The following is a 20,419-nucleotide window of genomic DNA, read 5'->3' as shown; positions in this document are numbered from 1 at the left end:
AGTGATTCCTCCCTTTTATCTACATCCTAAATGTCTAGCAATTACGAGACGTTGAATTTCAGAAGTTCCTTCACCAATTTCTAATAGTTTCGCATCACGAATATGTCGTTCAACTTCATATTCACGCATATAACCATATCCACCATGAATCTGTACTGCTTGATTCGCAATACGGCTTGCTGCTTCCGATGCAAATAGTTTTGCCATTGCCGCTTCTTTGCCGAAAGGTTTATCGTTATCTTTTAACCAAGCTGCTTTATGTACTAAATTGCGTGCTAGCTCTACTTCAGTCGCCATATCAGCTAATTTAAATTGAATCGCTTGGAAATTAGAGATTGACTTTCCAAATTGTTGACGTTCTTTCGCATATTGTAATGCACGTTCAAAGGCTGATTGCGCAATACCAACTGCCAATGCTGCGATTGAAATACGCCCTCCATCAAGTGTATATAAAAATTGTTTAAAGCCTTTATTTACATCACCAAGAATATTTTCTTTCGGTACACGAACGCCATCAAGTACGATTTCACAAGTATTAGAAGCGCGAACACCCATCTTATCGTAAGGACTTGAAATCGTTAATCCTTCACTCGTAGTAGGCACGATAAATGCAGAAATACGTTTTCTACCATTCTCTTCAATACCGTTGACAGCGGTTACAATAATTGTATTTGCATACTCTGCGTTTGTAATCCAACACTTCTCACCACTGATTACATACTCATCACCATCTAATACCGCTTTCGTTTGAGTACCACCTGCATCTGATCCAGCATTCGGCTCCGTTAATCCGAAGGCACCTAATGTTTTACCTGACGCCATTGGAACTAAATACTTTTGTTTTTGTTCTTCTGTACCGAAATAATAAATTGGAGAAGCACCTAATGAAATTGTTGCAGCATAGCTTAAACCGGTGCCACCACAAGCGCGACCAATTTCTTCAACTGCTAACGCATACGATACCGTATCGCCACCTGAACCTCCATATTCTTCTGGGAATGGGATGCCTAATAATCCTAGTTCGCCCATTTTTTGAAATGTTTCATATGGAAACTCTGCAGTTTTGTCATAATATACAGCTTTCGGTGCGATTTCCTTTTCAGCAAAGTCACGTACCATTTCTTTAATCATTTGTTTTTCGCGAGTTAGAGTAAATTCCATTCCGCTACACACCCCTTATCGAATATTGAGTTTCGACAGCGTGCGAGTTTCTACTACAAACATAACAACTTAAAAGACAAGAATATTAGTTAGACAATTGCTACAATTCTGTCATAACTTAATTTTAAAACAGATTCTGTACTAATGCACAAAAAAATTCCTACATTGTTCTACAACAACATAGGAGATTTTGTGTCGAATTATGTAATTTATTGTTTAATAATCTCTACCTTTTCCCGAATCAGAAATTTCTACTAATGCTTCAGGGTATGGTTCGAAATACGTTTGTCTTAATAAATACTTTTCATCAAATCGAATAGCCCATGATTTTAATATTGTAAGTAAACTACTAAGTGGTATTTTCTTTTCTGCATACTTTTGTAACAGTTCTATAAAATGATCTTTTTCTTGTTTTTTTAACTTTGTTTTAAAATATCCAAAAATGTGCTCGCATACATTTACATTCGATGTATAACGGGGCGCACGCATAAATAATTCATATAAAGTCTTCTCATAGTTTTCAAATACCACTTCAATCTTTTCATTTTTTTGATTTGCAATTATACGACCTAATTCCTTTTGTTTCACCTGATTATATGCCATAAATAAATATTTATTGTCCGACTGAAACGATACAAGTTCTTTCATATTTTTATTGTGTTTAATCATTTTGTAATATGCGATTGTAAATAACCTTGTAAAGAAATGCTCTCTAATAATAAAATTCGACAATCTACCTTCCTCTTCAATAGGAAGATGCGAAAAATTTTTTACTACTGCTCCGCCAAATAAGCCAGCTCCTTTTCCCTTTGCTGGCGCTTTTTCAAAACCAGAATAAATTTTCACATCACGCGTACCACAACTTGGTGAACGATTCTTTAAAATAAAACCATCTACATCCGGTATCGTTTGTAAAAAGTCATTTGAAAACTGCTCCATTTTTTCAGTTACATCTTCTCGTGTCGACGGTTGCACAAGTCTATTCTCACCATTTTCTTCTACAATTCGTATCGTTTCACGAGGAGTCCCCAATCCAATCTCCACTTCTGGACAAACAGGTATAAATGTAACAAATGGCTGCAAATTTCGTATTGTTACATCTGGAATCATCTCTCCATTATAACGACAAGCATCAAATTCTAAACATTTACTTACGACGATTGTAGGTTTTGCAAATTGTCGCATCTTATTACCTCCTTATTGCTAGCCCGTATAATATAAATTGTACTAAGATTAACATTTTAAGCAAAGTTTGATTCAGTTATTTTTATGAGAAATATATATCCAATGATATATTAACAATCATTCAACTCTATTTTCTATAAATGTGCGCCCTATTAATGAGGGTTTAGATATTGTGAAATGAATAATACACACATGCTTCGGAGAAATTAATGATTAAGAAAGGAGGGATTGTTATGAAAAAGAAATTATCATCTATTTTAAGTGTTTTAGCACTATCTATTATGTTTTTAGGTACATCTACGCAAGCTGAATACGATGGAAATAATATGAATAGAGTTAATAACACTGATATTTCAACTCGAGTAAATGACAATAACTTAGACAGAGTTAATAATGATGTAAGAACTCGAAATGTAAATACAACAAATGATTTAAATGATAATCGTGATAAAAATAATAATTGGGCTTGGCTTGGTTTATTAGGACTAGCAGGATTATTAGGTCTTAGAAGAAGAGACAAAGAAACACGCTGATTTAGAATGTTTTTAGTAAACAAGTACTTATTTATCAAAAATATATAATGAAAATAAATCGCCTTTTTAAAGGCGATTTATTTTTACTTAAAAGTAATGTATGTAATTCACACTTCAACGATTAAAATCGTGGAGTTAATCCATACAATATAAATTGAATCGTATTTTCAATTTCCGCTTCATCATTCCATTTTTCTTCAGGCAATAATAAAAATCGTGTTAATAATAAACCTAATACAGCTGATAAAGTAAGACGTAGTACGGAAGATGGTGGTATCTCAATAATTTCCCCTTCTTCTTGAAATTTCACAATCAACTTTTTGAAATGTGAAAACAGTTCTGTTTCTACTAATTGCTGTATTTCATTTTTCAGTTCTGGTTGGAATGGCACCTCTTGAATTAATATTTTTATCATAGGAAAGTGTTTTTGAGCAAATTTAAACCTATTATGAATTACAACCCTTAAAAGTCCTTCGTATGATTCATAATCCGATTTAAATATTTCTTTTGCAAAGGTTTGTACGAAAAATGGTGCAGCGAACTTAGTTAAAGTTGGCATTACGACCGCTAGTAATAAATCTTTTTTTGTTTTATAGTAGCGGAAGATGGTTCCTTCCGCTACACCAGCACGCTTTGCAATTTCACTTGTTGAAGTTGAAGCGTATCCTTTTTCTCCAAACATATCAACAGCCGCCTCTAATATACGCATTTGACGTTCATTTCGTTTATCCGTATTAGTTGCAGCTATTAATTCCTCCAGCCAATCCTTCTGCATTTATAAAGCTCCTTTTTGTCATTATTATATTTTGCGATGTTTCTTTAAAGCAAATACATTTCCTACTGCAAATAATATTGCAAAAAGTAATAACACAGTAAGATCTAATGCAATCTCTGTAAACCCTTGATTCCGAATCATCACTTGTCTCATTGCGTCAGCGCCGTATGTGAGTGGAAATACTTTCCCTAACATTTGTAGCCACTTGTTCATAGATTCCATTGGAAACAATCCAGAAAAGAAGATTTGTGGCACAATAACAAGCGGTATAAATTGAATCATTTGAAACTCATTATTTGCGTATGCCGATAAAAACGTACCTAATGTTAGTGCAGTTAAAGAGAGCATACATGTAATAAGTAACGTTAGCCATATGGAGCCAGCTACGTATAAATCTAAAATATAAACGGAAAAACTTACGATAATAATGGATTGTATAAAGGCAAAGATTCCAAAACCAATAATATAACCTGCGACTATTTCCCATCTTCTTACTGGGGTGGATAATAACCTTTCTAGCGTACCACTTAAACGTTCTCTTACGAAAGATACACCTGATAATATAAATACAAAGAAAAATGTAAAGAAACCAATTAATACAGGACCAAGCCCATCAAACATCGTAAAGTCTTTAGAGCCATGTAAATAATTTACTTCAGGTTTCATAATCGATACATCATTCTTCTCTGTGCTTTTTTGCAATACTTGAAGTACAGCACGATTTTTTGACGAATCACTACCTTCCAACAGAAGTTTCATTTTTCCATTCTCTATTCGAAATACTGCATCTACCTTTTGTTTTTCCAACTCAGAAATCGCCTTTTCCTTACTGTATTCATAAATTGACGCTTCTTGATTTTTCATCACTTTTACTATTTGAGCGGGCATATCAACAACAGCAATTTGCGGTATATAGTCTTTCTGTGTAAACACTAGTGACAAAAGCCAAAGTAATAACATCGGTGCTCCAAACATCATTGCTAACGAACGCTTATCTCGAAAAAATTGACGAATAATACGTATGATTACACCAGTAACTCTCATGATGGCACCACCTCTTCTAGCAAAAAGACATCTTCAATCCGTCCAGATGACACGCGTTTTTTCAATTCTTCAGTTGTTCCAACCGCAACTAGTTTCCCTTCTCTAATTAACCCTAGACGCTCACAAAATTCAGCTTCATCCATAATGTGCGTCGTTACAATAATCGTTGTGCCTTTCTTTTTAAGATCATAAAATTTTTCCCAAATCGTTTTTCTAAGAAGCGGATCTATCCCCACTGTAGGCTCATCTAAAATTAATATTTCTGGTTCGTGAAGGAGCGCTATTGCTAATGATAAGCGTTTTTTCATTCCACCTGAAAATTGTTGTACTTGCTTTTTCATATACTGTGACAATTGTACAAGTTCAAAAACCTCTGCAATTCTTGTCTTTTTACGTTTTCCCTTTAGTCCATACATCGTTGCTATAAAATCTGCATTTTCATATGCTGATAATTCTTCGTATAATGCATCCGCCTGGGCCATATAACCAATTCGTTTCATCTCATTTAAATTAGGCATATTAGTATTATTAACAAGCACTTCACCTTTCGTTGCCTCATTAATACCTGCAATCATTTTAATGAGCGTTGTTTTCCCCGATCCAGAAGGTCCAACAAAACCAAAAATCTCTGCTTTTTCAACTTGCAATGAAAGATTGTGTAACACTTCTTTTTTTCCAAAACTTTTTGATACAGTCCGTAAAATAATTGAAGGTTGTTGCACGTTTCATCCTCCTTTTCTAATAAAAATGAGTGAGTACTCACTTTTATTTTACTCTTGCTTAATTATATGTCAAACTTCGTTGATTAGTATGTATGTTCAATCACCGCCGATATTAAACAATGAAACAGAGTCGACATTAGAATTTCATTTCCTAAAGTCGACTCTGTTTCATTTAAACTATAAATTTCACTTTACGTTTTTAAATTCATATACTTCCGAATTCTAGCAACGTCTAAAGAATATTCGATAACTAATTGCTGTAACGGTAAAATAACTGTGTCAGGATATAAATGTGCATATTGTAATGTTTCTGCATATTTTTCTAACCTTTTTTCTAAATACTTTATTATTTGATCAGGATGACTTACTAATAAACATTTACAATAATAATGGATTTGTTCCTCAATCGCCGTGTATTCTTCAATTTCATATTCTTTATGCATGTGTACACCCCTTTAAGTTTTTTATATGAATTATTTATCACAATTTTCACTCGACAAATTTTAAGTTTTTTGATTATTTACACTATAACAAACACTGAGGGTCAAATTTTGTTACTTTATGTAACGTAGAAAATTTTTAACAAAATTGTAATGTTTACTCCTGCAAAATACAGAAAGCCCCTTTACTCATTTTTGTATAAAAAAAATCGTACAGCTTAATTTAGCTGCACGACTACAATTTCTGGCCTATTCAAAATCCTTTGCGGAATGATACTATTTCCTAATCCTCTACTCACTACCATTGATGTATTTTGTTCTACATATAAACCCGCTGTATATTTAGGTAAAACACCTTGATTTGGAGCAACTAATCCACCGATAAATGGCAATCTAACTTGCCCTCCATGAGCATGTCCCGATAAAACCAAATCCAACCGCTCATTCGTATATTCCTTTATAAATTCAGGCCTGTGGGATAATAATACATTATATCTATCTGGCTGCATTTCAATTTTTGCTTTTTTAATTTCATCTATTATAATATTTCCTTCATCACGGTTTCCAGTACCAAACTCTGGATCATCAATACCTAGCAAGTTTATCTCTTGCTCATCCTTTCGAATGCCTACATGTTCATTCCTTAAAACATTGACACCATATTTCTTCAACTCTTTTTCTAAACTGTTATACTTTCCAGACCATTGTTCATGGTTTCCTGTCACAAAATATACAGGATACTTCTTTACCATTTCTCGTATTAATTGCATACTAACTTCTGCATCGTATGATTTACTGTCAATTAAATCACCCGTAATTGCAATAATATCTGGTCTATACTTTTCATTTTTTGAATTAACACATCTTGATTATCGCCAAATTTTTTATTGTGTAAGTCTGAAATTTGTAGAATTTTATACCCTTTAAAAGAGGATGGTATTTTACTAGAGGTTATTTTAATCTCAGTTATACTTATTAAATTGTTCTGTAAAAATAAAAAGATACTACAACCTACTAATGTAGCAATAAGTAATATACTTCTTTTAATCTTCTTGCTCATATTCCCTCCTAAAATCTTCATCAATACTACAATTCTCAAAAACATTTCAATAGATTATTCTTTTTATCTAACGGTTCTCTTTTAAAGTGAAATCGATTTAACTACGATAATCAAGTACAAGTTTCTAATTTTAGGAACTGAAGAACTTATATCACTCTGTTGAAGTAAACATGCCCGGTTCTGTTCTAATCGTAACTCTATCATATAACATTAAAGCCGAAATTCCCAAGTTAAGGAATTTCAGCTTTTTGAGTTCGTATGAATATCTTAGTTTTAGTTCTATGTACCTTGCAGTTATACAACTTAGTACATATCAGTTGTATATCTATATGTGGTGAGGTTTTTATCTTTTTCAATAATCAACTATGTATAAAATATTTAAGTTAGTTAATACCCTTAATGGATATCATGCTTTTTAAAGTTTCCGCCTTGTACTTCCGCAACATCATATACATTGACAAAGGCATTTTCATCAATTTCATGAATAAGTTCCTTCATTGTTTCTAAATTTTATAATTATGTAGCGTCCTTCCATTCAGACTTCAATATTGAATATTGATATTCATCAATCCACTGGCCTTTTAGCATGTAATTCTGCAATAAATGACCTTCTCTCCTCATCCCCACTCGTTCTAGTACAGAAATAGACTTATTATTTCGAACGTCCGAAAATGCAATCACCTTATGTTTTCCTAATGAATGAAATATGTAACTCAATAAGGCACAAACAGCTTCAGTTGCATAGCCTTTTCCCTGATATTCTGGAGAAAGAGTAAATCCGATTTCTACGATGCGAGGTTCATTTACAAGTGTGTGAAGTGCACAATCTCCAATTATTTTGTTATTTTCAGTTAAAGCAATTGCGAACTGGAACCAAGTACCTGGTAGATTAGGATTATTTTTAACTTGTTCATTTACAAACGTTTTAGCCTCATGATATTGATAATTAACCCATGACTGAAATTTAGCCACTTCTGGATTAGAACGATAAAAATGAAAGTAGTTAGTGTCATCCATACTAAACCTTCTCAAAACAAGACAATCTGTTCTCCAAAAGACTTGATTGTCATTCTCCATAACTATTCACCCTCTTTTCTACATTAATTATATCTTTATAATACATAGGTATAAATAGTTTACATGCTTATAAAAAAAGCGATTCTTTTCACATTAAAAAGAATCGCTTTCCAAGTTTTTATTTTTAATTATATTACATAAAGAATTGAAAGATTATTACTTAAGAGCCTTAACTATAACTTCCGTTGCCTCTGCAATGAGTTGATTATCATAGGTAGCCTCTTTCTCATCTTTACTAGATAAAATTGCGATGATAATTGGTGCTCTATTTGGAGGCCAAACGATAGCAATATCATTTCTTGTCCCGTAACTGCCAGCACCTGATTTATCTCCAACTACCCAGTCAGTTGGTACGCCTGCACGAATAAGTTTGTCCCCTGTAGCATTTCCTTTCATCCACTCTGTAAGAATTTTACGTTTTTCAGCTGGAAGTGCATTTCCGAGCGTAAAAGCTTTAAGATTCGTAGCAATTGCTTTCGCTGTACTAGTGTCACGAATGTCTCCTGGAATAGCTTCGTTTAATTCTGTTTCAAAGCGATCAGACATAGTAACCCGATCCCCCATCTTTCTAAGCGCTTTTTCATATCCTTTAGGTCCGCCTATTTTATTAAATAAAATGTTCCCTGCAGTATTATCACTTGAACGAACAGCAGCCTCAGCAATTTCTCCTAGTTTCATTCCAGTATCTACATGTTTCTCTGTAACAGGTGAATAATCCACTAAGTCTTCTTTCGTAAATGTGATTACTTCATTTAATGTATCAATTGAGTTTTGCTGTAGTAATACTCCTGCTGCTAAAGCCTTGTAGGTTGATGCGAAGGCAAATCTTTCGTTAGATCGATAAGAGATTGTTTGATTTGTACCAGTATCAATCGCATATACACCTAATCGAGCATCAAATTTTTTCTCAAGTTGAGAGAACTCTTTATGCGTCGCCTGATTTTTATGTTTCACTTGTCCAGTCTTTTCTTTCGCTTCAACTTGCAGTGCCCCTCCTGTAAAAGCTTCTAGGCTTGTAATACTTAAACCTAATATACCAACGCATATTCCTATTTTTAGCATCCTCTTATTTTTCAAAATCATCATTCCTTCCAAATTTTTAGTACCTTTTTATACGTACACATAATAGACAATCACCGAACCAAATTTGTTCCATAAACTGAAAAAAATTTTATAGCTAGTATGAGAGTTATTAACAAAATAAGAGATAGTAGCTATGATCGCCGCTATCTCTTATTTCACATTTCATTTTTTCTTATAAATGGCTTTATACAAACAGGTTCTCTTCCCTGAGAAAAGTATCTTAATTTTGCTTAGAACTACCTGTACTAGTAGCTTCACCATGTATACGTTGCTGTTTTAAATCAAAGTATACATCTAATACTTCCTTTCCAATTATAGAATTAATTCCATTTTTATCATCATGAAGCCATGGAACTACTACGGAAAATGCTACTTCTGGATTATCATATGGAGCATATCCAACTAACGTTAAGTTGTAGCATTCCATACGTTCTCCTTTTGCATTTCTACCAATCGGGTCATCTCCACCATATACAGTTTGGGCTGTTCCTGTCTTTCCTGCTGGTTTATATGGCGCGTTTTTGAAATATTTCACGCCAGTTCCATCACCTTCTTGGAATACCCATCTAAACCCTTCTTTTATCCGATCAATATGTTCTTTCTTCATATCAATTCGATTTAATACGACAGGCTCTATGGAACGTATAACTTTGCCAACCTCTTCTTTTATTGATTGTTCTCGTATTTCTTGTACAATTTGAGGTTGCATTCTATAACCACCATTCGCAATCGTTGAAATATATTGCGCTAATTGCAACGGCGTATACGTATCATACTGACCGATAGAAAAATCTAGTAAAAACCCAGGTTGACTATCTACTTTTCTCGTTTGTCCAATTATTTCATTCGGTAAATCAATACCTGTTGGGACACCTAAACCAAATTGCTTGAAATAATAGCGCATCGTATCAAATGCTCCTTGTTTAATATCCAATGAGCCATTTGGTACGTAATTGACTCCCGCAATTTTTAAAGCTGTCTGGAACATGTATACATTTGAAGATACTTGTAAAGCTCGTAAATCATTAATATTACCAAATCCGGATACATTCCACGATTTTTTAGCTTGTGTACCTTTAAATTTCATCGGCGCGTCATAAAATTGATCTCCTGGATGTATTGCCCCTGTCTCATATCCAGTTAATAAAGTAGCACCTTTTACAGCTGACCCTAGCTCATACGAAGTTGTCATGTTACCTAACGCCAAATCCTCAACCTCTATTTTCCCTTCTTTTTCTACAATCTTTTTGCCTGCCATAGATAAAATTTGTCCGTTATTTGGATTTGTCATGACAACAAAAGCTCGATCGAGCAGTGGCTCTGAACTCTTAAAAGCTCTCAAGTTTTTCTCTATACTTTCTTCCACTTTCTTTTGTAATTCCATATCAATCGTTAATGTTAAACTATTACCACTTTTTCCTTTAGAGATTATTTCTGTGCTAACAATGTTTCCTGATTTATCAGTAATATTTTTCACTTCTTCTTTCGTGCCGTGTAATACATCTTCATATCGTTGTTCAATATAACTTTTTCCAACACGATCATTACGGTTATATCCACGTACTAAATAAGAATCTAAATTTTCTTTCGGTAATCCTTCTTCACTACTCGTAATATTTCCTAATATAGAACGAAATAAATTACCATTTACATAATTACGTTCCCAATCAACAGTGGCATCTACTCCTGGAAAATCTCCAAGATTTTCGCTTATCCGCGCATACTCTTCATCTGTTACATCTTTTTTTATAATTTGTGGTGTTAGTTGATAACCTGAACTCATTTTACTTTTAATAGCTAACACCTTTAAATCTTGTGCTGTTAATTCTGCTAATTCTACCTCTGTAACGCGACCTCGTCTTAAGTCTTCTATTTTTTTATCTAACTCTTTCCCCTCTATACCCTTTTCTTTAAACTTTTCTATATCTTTCTTAGTAATCTTTGTCTCCGCACGTTTCGAATTCAACTGCATCCAAAAATCTTTTTTATCGATATCGGTTAATTTATTTATGTCTTGTTCGGGCATTTCAAGTACTTCCGCCAAGTCTTTTGCTGTTTTTAAAACAGCTTCACTCGTAATCCCCTTTACCCTTGTATACGTAATTGTGCGAAGAGGTTTATTATTAACGACTGTTTTCCCTTCTCGATCTAAAATTTGTCCACGTGGAACTGGAATACTAGTTATTGCATTTTGACTACTTTCCACTTGGTTCCTATAAGCCTCTCCCTCCACAATTTGTACTTTCCCTAGCTGCATAATAATAGCTGAGAATAGTAAAAATATGCAAAGGAACATAATATTTAACCGAATAGATATATATGTCTTCTGTTTCTTTCCTTTTTGTTCTTTCATAAATCCTCCATATAATTCTTCCGGAACTCCTCACTAATACTTAAACGTTCCCTATATATTTGAAACCATTATTCGGTTATAAATAGTGTCTTATCTTTTTTTCTAAATCTTTGTAAGTATTAATTCCTTTTTGTATAGCCGCGTAATTGATAAATCTCCCTTCCTTTTTTCTCACTTGTTTTTTGTCGCTTGCAATGTGACTCATATTATATTTTACACATAGGCTTGCTAGTAACTTTTCATATTGATTATTCCTTTCTTCATGCTGTAATACTTAATAGACAACCTAAACAATACAGTTGTTCCACATTTACAAAAAAAATAATTAAATATAAGATGAAGTAGGCTACATAAGGGAGGGTTATATGTTACATACAAAAAGATGGAGATTATTTGCGGTTCTTTCTATTGTAGGTTTGATTTTACTAATTTTATTAAAAATCAACTTCATTTCAATTACTATCGCAACTTCTTCAGCTGAAAGAGGAAAGATTTTTGATCAAAATGGTGCAATACTAGCTACAAATAAGAAAGTTAAGTCTCTATATTGCACTTCTAATGATGAAAAGCTATCGAAACAAGATACATCAAGCACATTAGCTTTTTTTAATCAATTTTCAAGCGAGTTTCAACATGATATTTCTACAGAGAACATAAAATCTCAATTACAACAATCTTGTAAAAAGCAGACTATGAATGATATACCGTTATACTCTGATATAACTGAGAATGAACTTGCATTCATAAACAAAAACAAACCCAATAATGTAATAATTAAAGATGAATGGATTCGATATTATCCTAAACACGAAATTGGTTCACAAGTAATTGGGTATGTAGAAAATGACCTTAATTCAAAACATATGGCTGTTGGAAAAAGCGGGATTGAGCTGCAATATGAAAATGATTTAAAAGGAAAACCAGGTAAAACTCTTATTTTTAAATTGAATAATAAAAAGTTCTTATGGAACATTCAAAAAGTACAAAAAGGAAAAGATGTACGGCTAGCTTTAGACTCTGAGTTGCAGCAAAAGGCAGAAGAAGCATTAAGATCGCAAATTAAGAAAACACCTGATGCTAAAGCTGGTTATGCTGTAGTGAGCGATGCAAAAACTGGCGCGATTTTAACTATGGTCAACTCGACAGTTTTTGATCCAAATATATTAAATACACATGTATCTTCTAGAAAAGAAAATATTAAATCTCTTTCGCAAAATAAAGCGATTCAAAAATTAAAGTATGGTGAATCTTATGTAAATATGGCTTCTACTATAAAACCACTTACTATTTTAATTGGATTAAACGAAAAACTTTTTCAACCCGAAGATACTTATTTAGATAAAGGTACTTTTCAGTATGATAATCAAAATAACATTACGAATGCACCTGGAACACCAACAGGTGAGATTACACCGAGGCAGGCTATCATTAATTCATCTAACACATTTATGACAGCAAAAGTATCTCTGCCCTTATTCAACCAAAATAATGGAAATATAGAAAAAGTGGCACATATATGGACAGATTATTTAATGCAATTCGGCCTACGTTCTAAAACCGGGATTGATTTGCCCTTTGAAGAAGACGGACAATATGAATTCCATCCATCTAATAAATTTGAAAATGGGATTTCTGCTTTATTAAATGCCTCTTGGGGAGGAAATGAAGTGCATACTCCTCTTCAACTCGCTCAATATGCAGCAACATTGGCAAGTAAAGGTGATAAATATAAACCTCAAATCGTAAGTGCGATTATTGGTCAAGATGGTAAGGAAACCAAAAAGTTTAAAACCATTTTAGAAAGTTCAAATCGTTACCCGATGAACTTTTGGAGTGTCGTGCAAGGTGGAATGAGTCAAAATATAGAGGAAATTAAAAAGTTGCCCTTTGACGTCGCAGGTAAAACAGGTATTACAGGTTTTCCAAATGAGCAAGAAAGAATGGTAAATCATTCTCTTTTCATTGCATATGCTCCTACTGAAGATCCACAAATTGCCGTTTCTGTCGTTATTCCTGGCAGTAATTCCGAAAAAAACATTGCCGCTCTCGTTACATCAGAAATTTTAGAGTACTGGAATACTCTTCAAAAAGAGAATAAAAACAAAGAGGAAGGTTCATTAAAGTGAACCTTCCTCTTTTACCATATAGAATCTATATTTATTATTTTCCATATACCTTCATTATTCTTTTCGAACATAAATGAATATTTAATATCAGTTAAAATGTACTCTTTCTGTACATATCCAGTATTACCGTTAATTGTCGATATTTTTATATATCCATCATTCTGCACTTTTTCTGGAATCCAAGCTTTTACCATTTCATTAGATACTTCATATAAAACTTGTGATTCTCGCTTTGGTTCTGCTAAAATTTTTGTTTTATTTCCAGTAACAGTTGCATATATAAAATGTGCTTGCTTTGGTTGGTTACTTTCCGTCAATCCACTTGGTACTTTATATACTTGCTTTGTATCATTTCCAAACTCTCCCCCCATTGTAAGGGCGACTTGCAACTCATGAAAAATATCTTCATCAAACTTCAGTTCATCCTTTTTATAACTCTTCCCTTTAAATAGAACTTCATCATTTAACGCTTTGTACAAGTCATTTTCATTTTTTGAGTTCGTACTTTGATATAGTTCATTCATAAATTGTTTTAATGATGGATCTTGAGCAGACTCATCTTTTGTTTTAGGCTTAATTTGAGTACTACTTTGTACTGGTGATTTATTATCATCAAGCCAAGGTTGTTGAACAATAAAAAATAACATTGTACAAACTAAAACAACTACAATAGGTAATGCTTTTTTATGAAATGGTCTTTTATGTTTTACAAAATCCACTTCATTATTTTCGTATATAGACTGCTTTATTTTAGAAATAAATTCTTCTTCATCTTTACGATTCTCCATTGGGCCTTTTTTTATTTTTCTATACCAGTCAGGATTTTGTTTATTGTTCATCACTACTACCCTCCCCTATTAATTTTGAAACCTTACTTCTTGCTCTACTTAATCTCGATTTTACAGTTCCAATGGATACTCCTAATGTTTCAGCCATTTCTTCATATGATAATTCATATTTTGCGTCCAATATAATTATTTCACGGTGCTTTTTAGGTAGTTTTAATACAACCTTCCACACCTCATTCATCTCTTCTTGGTTAAAAAATTCTTGTTCTGCTGACAGGGATTGCTTATCGTCACTAAAAAATCCTATTAAAGATATCCTTTTAAAATAGGAGGATTTCAAATAGTTTATTGCCGTATTTCTTGTGATTTTTAAAATCCACGTTTTAATAGATGACTCCTTTCGAAATGAATTCCAATTTTTAAACACCTTTATAAATACATCTTGCGTGATATCATCTGATAAGTGTGGATCTTTCGTAATAATAAATGAATAATTCCATACATCTTGCCAATAGTCTTTTATAACATAGTCCAGCTCATCATGATTACACTTTTCAATAAACGTCTGTTCCATTTCCACACCTCAAACTTATTTGAATAAACATAAAAACTGCCCTCACTTTTATTATGGTTTCAATATATAGACAAGATACAAGTTTCATTTGTTCCATTGTTTATCTTTTTTCAAGCAGAATAATACTACTAAAAAACAAGTAAAGCATACAATGATAAAATTCTACTCATGAAAATCTGTTTTTTGAATTTAACGTAACACTCCACTTGTCCATTTCAACTTGCTATACTCTTCTATTTACCATTAGCAATGCCAACTTTTCAGAAATGAAAATTAAGATAAGGTATTAACTTTCTAGAGTCGCAGCAAAAAAGCATTCTCGATTAGAAAGAATGCTTTTTTGAAATTTCATTGCTCTATATTTTCACCAATTTATATCTTTGAGTTAAGCAAACATGTAATAAATGTAGTCAAAAAATTCACCTTATAATTAAGTATTATTTCTGAAATACATGTTTTACTTTTTCACCTGGAACGTTACTTCCCCCTCTTCCTTTTACATCTTCAATCATCATTGTAACAATCATGTCTGGCGCATTTGCATCGAAAGCTGCGAACCATCCCAGTTCTTTTCCGTCTGCTTCTTTCGACTCTTTCAGTTCTGCTGTACCAGTTTTACCAGCAAGCGTTACACCATCAACCTTTGCAATTCTCCCTGCACCATCAGGGTCATTAATGACTTTGATTAATGCACTCTTTAATATTTCTTGATTCTTTTTAGAAACCACATTTTCTTTCCAATTCCCTGCTACTTTTGCTTCTTTTAAAAGATGTGGCGACGGAATATTCCCTTCATTCACAATCGGTGCATATGTTAATGCTAAATGAAGTGGCGTCATTAATACTTGTCCTTGTCCATAGCCCGTGTCTGCTAGTTGAATATCGTTTTTTATCCCATCTTTTGCAATGATTGAAATAGGAAATTCGTATTCGATTGGTAATTTTTCATAAAATCCGTACTTTTTAAATTCCTTTACATACTGATCTTTTCCCATTTTCAAAGCTTGTTGAGCAAAATAAATATTATCAGAATACTTCATTGCCTTATCAAAATCAATTGGACTTGCATCCTTTACACGCGTTACATAGTAATTTCCCCAAGATGAATCTTTTGTCCACTTCAATCCTTGAATTTTAAATTCTTCCTTCGGATTTATTGTGTTTGTTTCCAAACCAATTGCACCTGTGATCGTTTTAAATACGGAACCTGGTACAAATGCTTGTGTAAAGCGATTCGTCATTGGTAGTTTCGAGTCGTTACTCCATGCTTCTCGTTGGGCTTTCGATGCTCCTCTAACTATTATATTTGGATTATAAGCAGGGCTACTTACAAGTGCGATTGTTTCACCTGTTTTAGGATTGACCGCTGCACTAGACCCTGCTTCAGTTTTCATCTCATTAAAGATTTTTTCTTGAATTGCAGCATCAATTGTTAACGTAACATTTTCTCCTTCTTTGGCTTCTTTTTTTGCTACGTTTTTAATCTCTTTCCCCTTCTCATCTTCTATAAATACGCGTCCACCCTTTTCACCACGCAATTTATTTTCTAACACTTTCTCTAAACCAGTCTTACCTACTAAATCATCTGCTTGATAACCTTGTTTTTGAAGTGATTTTAACTCCTCCGCATTCACCTTTCCTATATATCCAGTTAAGTGTGCCGCTGCTTCACCTAATGGATACGTACGAATATTTACTGGGTGAGATGAAACTCCTTCTAATTCAATATAATCATTCTGTCTGGTTCCCTCTTTTAAAATGCCAATTGGTACAAAGGAGTCTGGTTTTATCCATTTCGCTGTGAGCTTTTGTTCGACCTCTTCTATAGACATATCAAGTAATTGTGCTACTATTTCTTTCGTTTGCGCTGCTGTTTCGCCTAGTTTCTCTGGAATAATTCCAACCTCAGTCGCTTTACCATTCGTTGCAAGCCCTTTTCCATTTCGATCATATATTTCTCCGCGTTTTCCTTGCTCTATTTGCATACGTACTTTGTAATCTTTTTTCATACCTGGGAAGATGAAGTCTGGTGTCCAATCTATTTCCCAAGACTCTTTATCTTTCACAAGTTTTGCTTCATGGATGAATGAAACTGGTCCTACATCCGTATCCATCTTAACTTCAAAAAGAAAAAGCTCTTTATCTTTCGTATTCTCTCCTTTCATTTTAACTTTTAAATTATTAGCTCCAATCCCCTCATAGATTTTTTGATATTTTTCTGTGAATTCTTTTTTAGAAATCGATTTTTTGGCATGGTCTGATAAATGATCATACATATTTGCAAATTTTCTATCATTCCATAAATTGATATATTCTTCAAATGCTTGTTTTGGTGGTTCGTTTTTATTACATCCTACCAACAAAACTGCGAAACAAACGAAAAGCAGCATCCATAATTTTTTCAATTCAATCTTCTCCCTTAGTTAAAAATGATGATTCCTTTCGTAATTTATTTAATAAAAAATGTTTTAACGCTTAATAGACAGTGAAAGTAAGGATATTGTTCCATATTTACAAAAAACTAAAAAAGAGTGATAAGAATTCCGTAAATTTGGAATCCTCATCACTCTCATTTGATATTGTGCAAATCATGAATATGAAATAATAATTTCTAATTTCAAAAAATAATTTCAATTTTCCAACTAACGAGATAAAACTCATGTATTTGTTCTATTTTTAATAATTCATAAATTCGTTGAAATGTTCGCATCAAATTCATCTGATGTTTTGGTATCTATTTTTCTCCCATCAATTGTCATCTTTATTTTTTGTTTTTGGTTTGCTGTTACCACCCAAGCATTCGGTAAATAACGATCTTCATGAGATAATGTGGAAGGCGAATTTATAACCTTTCCCCCTAAATATAGCGTAGCAGAAGAACCTCCATCCATTGCCATTGCATTTATAGCTCCTTTTTCATATAGGATGTCTTGACACTCTTTTAACGTAGCTCCTATACTATGCGTCTGTCTACCGTCAATAACTAGAAACATAATTGTACCATCTTCTTTTTGGGCCATAATACTTCGTGGAGCCGAACCCCAACCACCGTCTCCTTCTGTAATCATTTTTTCTCCATTAACAATTAACTGTGGCATAAATCCAGCTGCGGAAACAACTTGTTTATCCAAAAGTTGTTGGGTAGAATAATTTCCTGTTATCATTTGCCCAAACTTTGTTAAACCCGTAATAATTGTAGGGGTATTTCTATCCATATTCGTATCAATAGCTTTCCCATTTTCTATTACTATGCCAGTTGCCATATTTCCTCCACCCCTCCCTGTTTCATCAGCAAATCCACTTGCATTCACAGCAACAAGTGCATGATTACGTTTTGCCATTACACTAATTTTTTCTCCTCTGTTAGCGCCCTGTGTTCCTAGATGACTAACAAGTTTAACATTGAAGGGATTGCTTATGGTAACTAACCTTCCTTCGAAAAGAAAACGACTATCTTTATTGCTTTTAATTGTTTCTACATCAATTTCTAATGGCTGATTTTTTAATTCTTCTAATCTTTTTCCAGCTATTTTTTTATAAATATGCTCATCACTGTTTGACCATTTCGGATGATTAATTCTATCTTGCAGTTTATCTAGTTCCTTTTGGGTTAGGAATGTATATTTCGCATATTGTGGATGCTGAGAAGTTAGTATACTTCCAGCGATTGTTATACGAAGCTCTCGGCCATAGCTAGTACCAAATAATATTCCTATGCCAATAAGCATGAAAATAGAAAATAGAAGCAAAATTCGTTTGAAGATTTTTCTTAGATGTTTCATAGTTTTATCCTCCGGTATTAATTACATTCAATGAATCCTTTAAAATATTTTTTAATAAAGACAAAAGCGTTGATTTTCCTCATTCCCGAGTTCCCCACTAAGTCTTAGCAAGCAATGCAAAATACTTATTTTACATTTCGTATTTATTTGAGTGTATACTTACAAATTTAATAACGTTTTTGCAACCATGAAATAAATTACTAATCCTGTCCCGTCAACAAATGTTGTAATAAATGGACCTGAAACAACTGCAGGATCTAGTTTTAATTTTCTTAGAATCAAAGGTAAAACAGCTGCAACAAGAGAGGCCCAAATAACAATAAATAATAAAGTGATTGCTACAACTTGTGCAACTTCTGTTCCAACTCCTAACATATAAGCGCGAGTGAGCCCAGCTATCCCAAGTGCAAGTCCAAGAAACATACCAATTGCAAACTCCTTTTTCATTACACGGAAAATGTCTTTAAATTTCACCTCTCCAATACCAATTGCACGAGTAATTGTTGCTACAACCTGTGTTCCTGTATTCCCTCCAGTACCTACTAATAATGGAACAAAGAAAGCAAGGGCAACTACAGTTTCAATTTCGTCTTCAAAATACTTTAATACCGTACCTGTATATGCTTCAGCAACAAAAAGAAGTAATAACCATGGTAGACGTTTTAAGAAAATACTCCAAATGCTAGCTTCAAAGTAAGATTGATTCAATGGTTCACTTCCGCCTAACTTTTGAATATCTTCTGTAGCTTCTGCTTCCATAACACTCATTACGTCATCAAATGTTATAATACCAATCATTTTATTATTTGCTGTTGTGACAGGTATTGCTGCTAAATTATAATTCAGTAGCTTTTTTACAACTTCTTGCTGGTCAACTTCAGCGTGTACTGAAATTACCTCTTGAATCATGATAGTAGATAATATCTCTTCATCTGCTGCTAGTAATAACTCATGTATGGAAACGATTCCCTCAAGATAACCATGACTATCAAGAACATAACTATAAGATATTGATTCTACATTTTTAGAATGTTCCCTAATGTACTTCAATGTCATTTTTACTGACCAATTTCCTCTAACTGCAACAAAATCACTTGTTACAAGACTTCCTGCCGTTTCAGGTTTGAAGGTCATCAATTTTTTCACGTTATGTTTTGTGATTTTATCTAGATACGCCATTAATTTAGCCTGTTTTTCCGGATGAACCGCTAGCAGTAAATCTACTAATTCATCAATCGGTTGTAAATTTAGTAACTTTTTAGCTTTGTTTTCAGATAAGTGAATTAAGATATTATATTTTTCTTCTGCACCCATATATTGAAGAATTTTAGAGCTTTTTAATACAGGAATCGTATTTAGCAATATGACTTGATTTTCAATTGAAAACTGTTTTACTTCTTGTGCAATATCATACGATGGATGACGTAAAACTTTCTCTGCATCCAAGTTATTTTTGGTTACAAGTAATTCCTTTAATAATTTCTTCATGTTAACTCCTCCTCATATTGCTAAGGGAGACTCTAGAGTTTCATGAGTGGTTTTGTTTTATTTTATCTGCCTTAAATTTTTTATTAGAGCAATAATAGTTACATTGCAATAAATTCATTAGTTAGAATTACCTCCTTTTTGAATATAGACCAGATAAAAATAAATAAAATGTAACTACTCAGCTTCTTCAAATAAAAAAACAGGCCAAATACATGTTTCCGATTCGAA

The 20,419-nt window shown here is 33.2% G+C and carries 16 protein-coding genes and 2 pseudogenes; 2 read left to right on the top strand and 16 right to left on the bottom strand.

The genetic code is table 11. The features are described from left to right. Window positions 1-15: 15 nt before the first annotated feature. Window positions 16-1,161, bottom strand: coding sequence for an acyl-CoA dehydrogenase (locus MHH55_RS06675; protein WP_000397279.1), 1,146 nt, complete (start codon window positions 1,159-1,161; stop codon window positions 16-18). A 216-nt stretch (window positions 1,162-1,377) separates the two neighbouring features. Continuing rightward, on the bottom strand, window positions 1,378-2,346 hold the full coding sequence (locus MHH55_RS06670; protein ID WP_001248640.1) for a YbgA family protein: 969 nt from the start codon (window positions 2,344-2,346) through the stop codon (window positions 1,378-1,380). A 233-nt stretch (window positions 2,347-2,579) separates the two neighbouring features. On the opposite strand from MHH55_RS06670, the gene MHH55_RS06665 reads away from it, so the two are divergent. Next, complete coding sequence (locus MHH55_RS06665) at window positions 2,580-2,879, top strand: WGxxGxxG family protein (protein ID WP_000728157.1); 300 nt, start codon at window positions 2,580-2,582, stop codon at window positions 2,877-2,879. A 121-nt stretch (window positions 2,880-3,000) separates the two neighbouring features. Here MHH55_RS06665 and MHH55_RS06660 read toward each other — a convergent pair whose 3' ends face one another. From MHH55_RS06660 to MHH55_RS06620, 9 genes and pseudogenes are all read right to left on the bottom strand, one after another. Then, window positions 3,001-3,654, bottom strand: a complete 654-nt coding sequence (locus MHH55_RS06660; RefSeq protein WP_001168184.1) for a TetR/AcrR family transcriptional regulator — start codon at window positions 3,652-3,654, stop codon at window positions 3,001-3,003. A 24-nt stretch (window positions 3,655-3,678) separates the two neighbouring features. Then, window positions 3,679-4,698, bottom strand: coding sequence for an ABC transporter permease (locus tag MHH55_RS06655; protein WP_001266727.1), 1,020 nt, complete (start codon window positions 4,696-4,698; stop codon window positions 3,679-3,681). Next, window positions 4,695-5,420 carry an ABC transporter ATP-binding protein gene (locus tag MHH55_RS06650; RefSeq protein ID WP_001187071.1) on the bottom strand — a complete coding sequence of 242 codons (726 nt, stop codon included), beginning with the start codon at window positions 5,418-5,420 and terminating at the stop codon, window positions 4,695-4,697. Before MHH55_RS06650 ends, MHH55_RS06655 begins: the two co-directional genes overlap by 4 nt. A 191-nt stretch (window positions 5,421-5,611) precedes the next feature. After that, entirely contained in the window at window positions 5,612-5,863 is a 252-nt protein-coding gene (locus tag MHH55_RS06645; protein WP_000548621.1) for a hypothetical protein, read from the bottom strand. Between the two features lie 215 nt (window positions 5,864-6,078). Beyond that, window positions 6,079-6,920, bottom strand: a pseudogene (locus MHH55_RS06640) (metallophosphoesterase). Window positions 6,921-7,316: 396 nt separating this feature from the next. Next, window positions 7,317-7,418: pseudogene (locus MHH55_RS06635) on the bottom strand (DUF2179 domain-containing protein); the annotation flags it as partial. A gap of 18 nt (window positions 7,419-7,436) precedes the next feature. Next, on the bottom strand, window positions 7,437-7,997 hold the full coding sequence (locus MHH55_RS06630) for a GNAT family N-acetyltransferase (RefSeq protein WP_017656373.1): 561 nt from the start codon (window positions 7,995-7,997) through the stop codon (window positions 7,437-7,439). A gap of 156 nt (window positions 7,998-8,153) precedes the next feature. Then, window positions 8,154-9,080, bottom strand: coding sequence for a class A beta-lactamase Bla1 (gene bla, locus MHH55_RS06625; protein WP_139362463.1), 927 nt, complete (start codon window positions 9,078-9,080; stop codon window positions 8,154-8,156). A gap of 220 nt (window positions 9,081-9,300) precedes the next feature. After that, complete coding sequence (locus tag MHH55_RS06620) at window positions 9,301-11,433, bottom strand: peptidoglycan D,D-transpeptidase FtsI family protein (protein ID WP_000662981.1); 2,133 nt, start codon at window positions 11,431-11,433, stop codon at window positions 9,301-9,303. A gap of 365 nt (window positions 11,434-11,798) precedes the next feature. On the opposite strand from MHH55_RS06620, the gene MHH55_RS06615 reads away from it, so the two are divergent. Further along, complete coding sequence (locus tag MHH55_RS06615) at window positions 11,799-13,559, top strand: peptidoglycan D,D-transpeptidase FtsI family protein (protein ID WP_078186950.1); 1,761 nt, start codon at window positions 11,799-11,801, stop codon at window positions 13,557-13,559. An 11-nt stretch (window positions 13,560-13,570) separates the two neighbouring features. On the opposite strand, the gene MHH55_RS06610 is transcribed toward MHH55_RS06615, so the two are convergent. The 5 genes from MHH55_RS06610 to mgtE all read right to left on the bottom strand — a co-directional run bounded on the left by MHH55_RS06610 (window position 13,571) and on the right by mgtE (window position 20,191). Continuing rightward, window positions 13,571-14,398, bottom strand: a complete 828-nt coding sequence (locus tag MHH55_RS06610) for an SH3 domain-containing protein (protein WP_074553476.1) — start codon at window positions 14,396-14,398, stop codon at window positions 13,571-13,573. After that, window positions 14,388-14,921 (bottom strand): RNA polymerase sigma factor, encoded by a 534-nt coding sequence (locus MHH55_RS06605; RefSeq protein WP_000438330.1) that lies wholly within the window; start codon window positions 14,919-14,921, stop codon window positions 14,388-14,390. The genes MHH55_RS06610 and MHH55_RS06605 overlap by 11 nt, the downstream gene beginning before the upstream one ends. Window positions 14,922-15,358: 437 nt before the next feature. Then, window positions 15,359-17,326, bottom strand: coding sequence for a penicillin-binding transpeptidase domain-containing protein (locus MHH55_RS06600; protein ID WP_000737758.1), 1,968 nt, complete (start codon window positions 17,324-17,326; stop codon window positions 15,359-15,361). A gap of 279 nt (window positions 17,327-17,605) precedes the next feature. Further along, window positions 17,606-18,703 (bottom strand): phosphodiester glycosidase family protein, encoded by a 1,098-nt coding sequence (locus MHH55_RS06595; protein WP_078186951.1) that lies wholly within the window; start codon window positions 18,701-18,703, stop codon window positions 17,606-17,608. 159 nt (window positions 18,704-18,862) lie between these two features. Then, window positions 18,863-20,191 (bottom strand): magnesium transporter, encoded by a 1,329-nt coding sequence (gene mgtE / locus MHH55_RS06590; RefSeq protein WP_078186952.1) that lies wholly within the window; start codon window positions 20,189-20,191, stop codon window positions 18,863-18,865. Window positions 20,192-20,419: the final 228 nt, after the last annotated feature.

The organism is Bacillus sp. FSL K6-2944 (genome assembly GCF_038005385.1).
Classification (GTDB): Bacteria; Bacillota; Bacilli; order Bacillales; family Bacillaceae_G; genus Bacillus_A; species Bacillus_A cereus.
The sequence above is the reverse complement of the archived record's forward strand: the minus strand, read 5'-3'. Positions and strand labels throughout refer to the sequence as shown.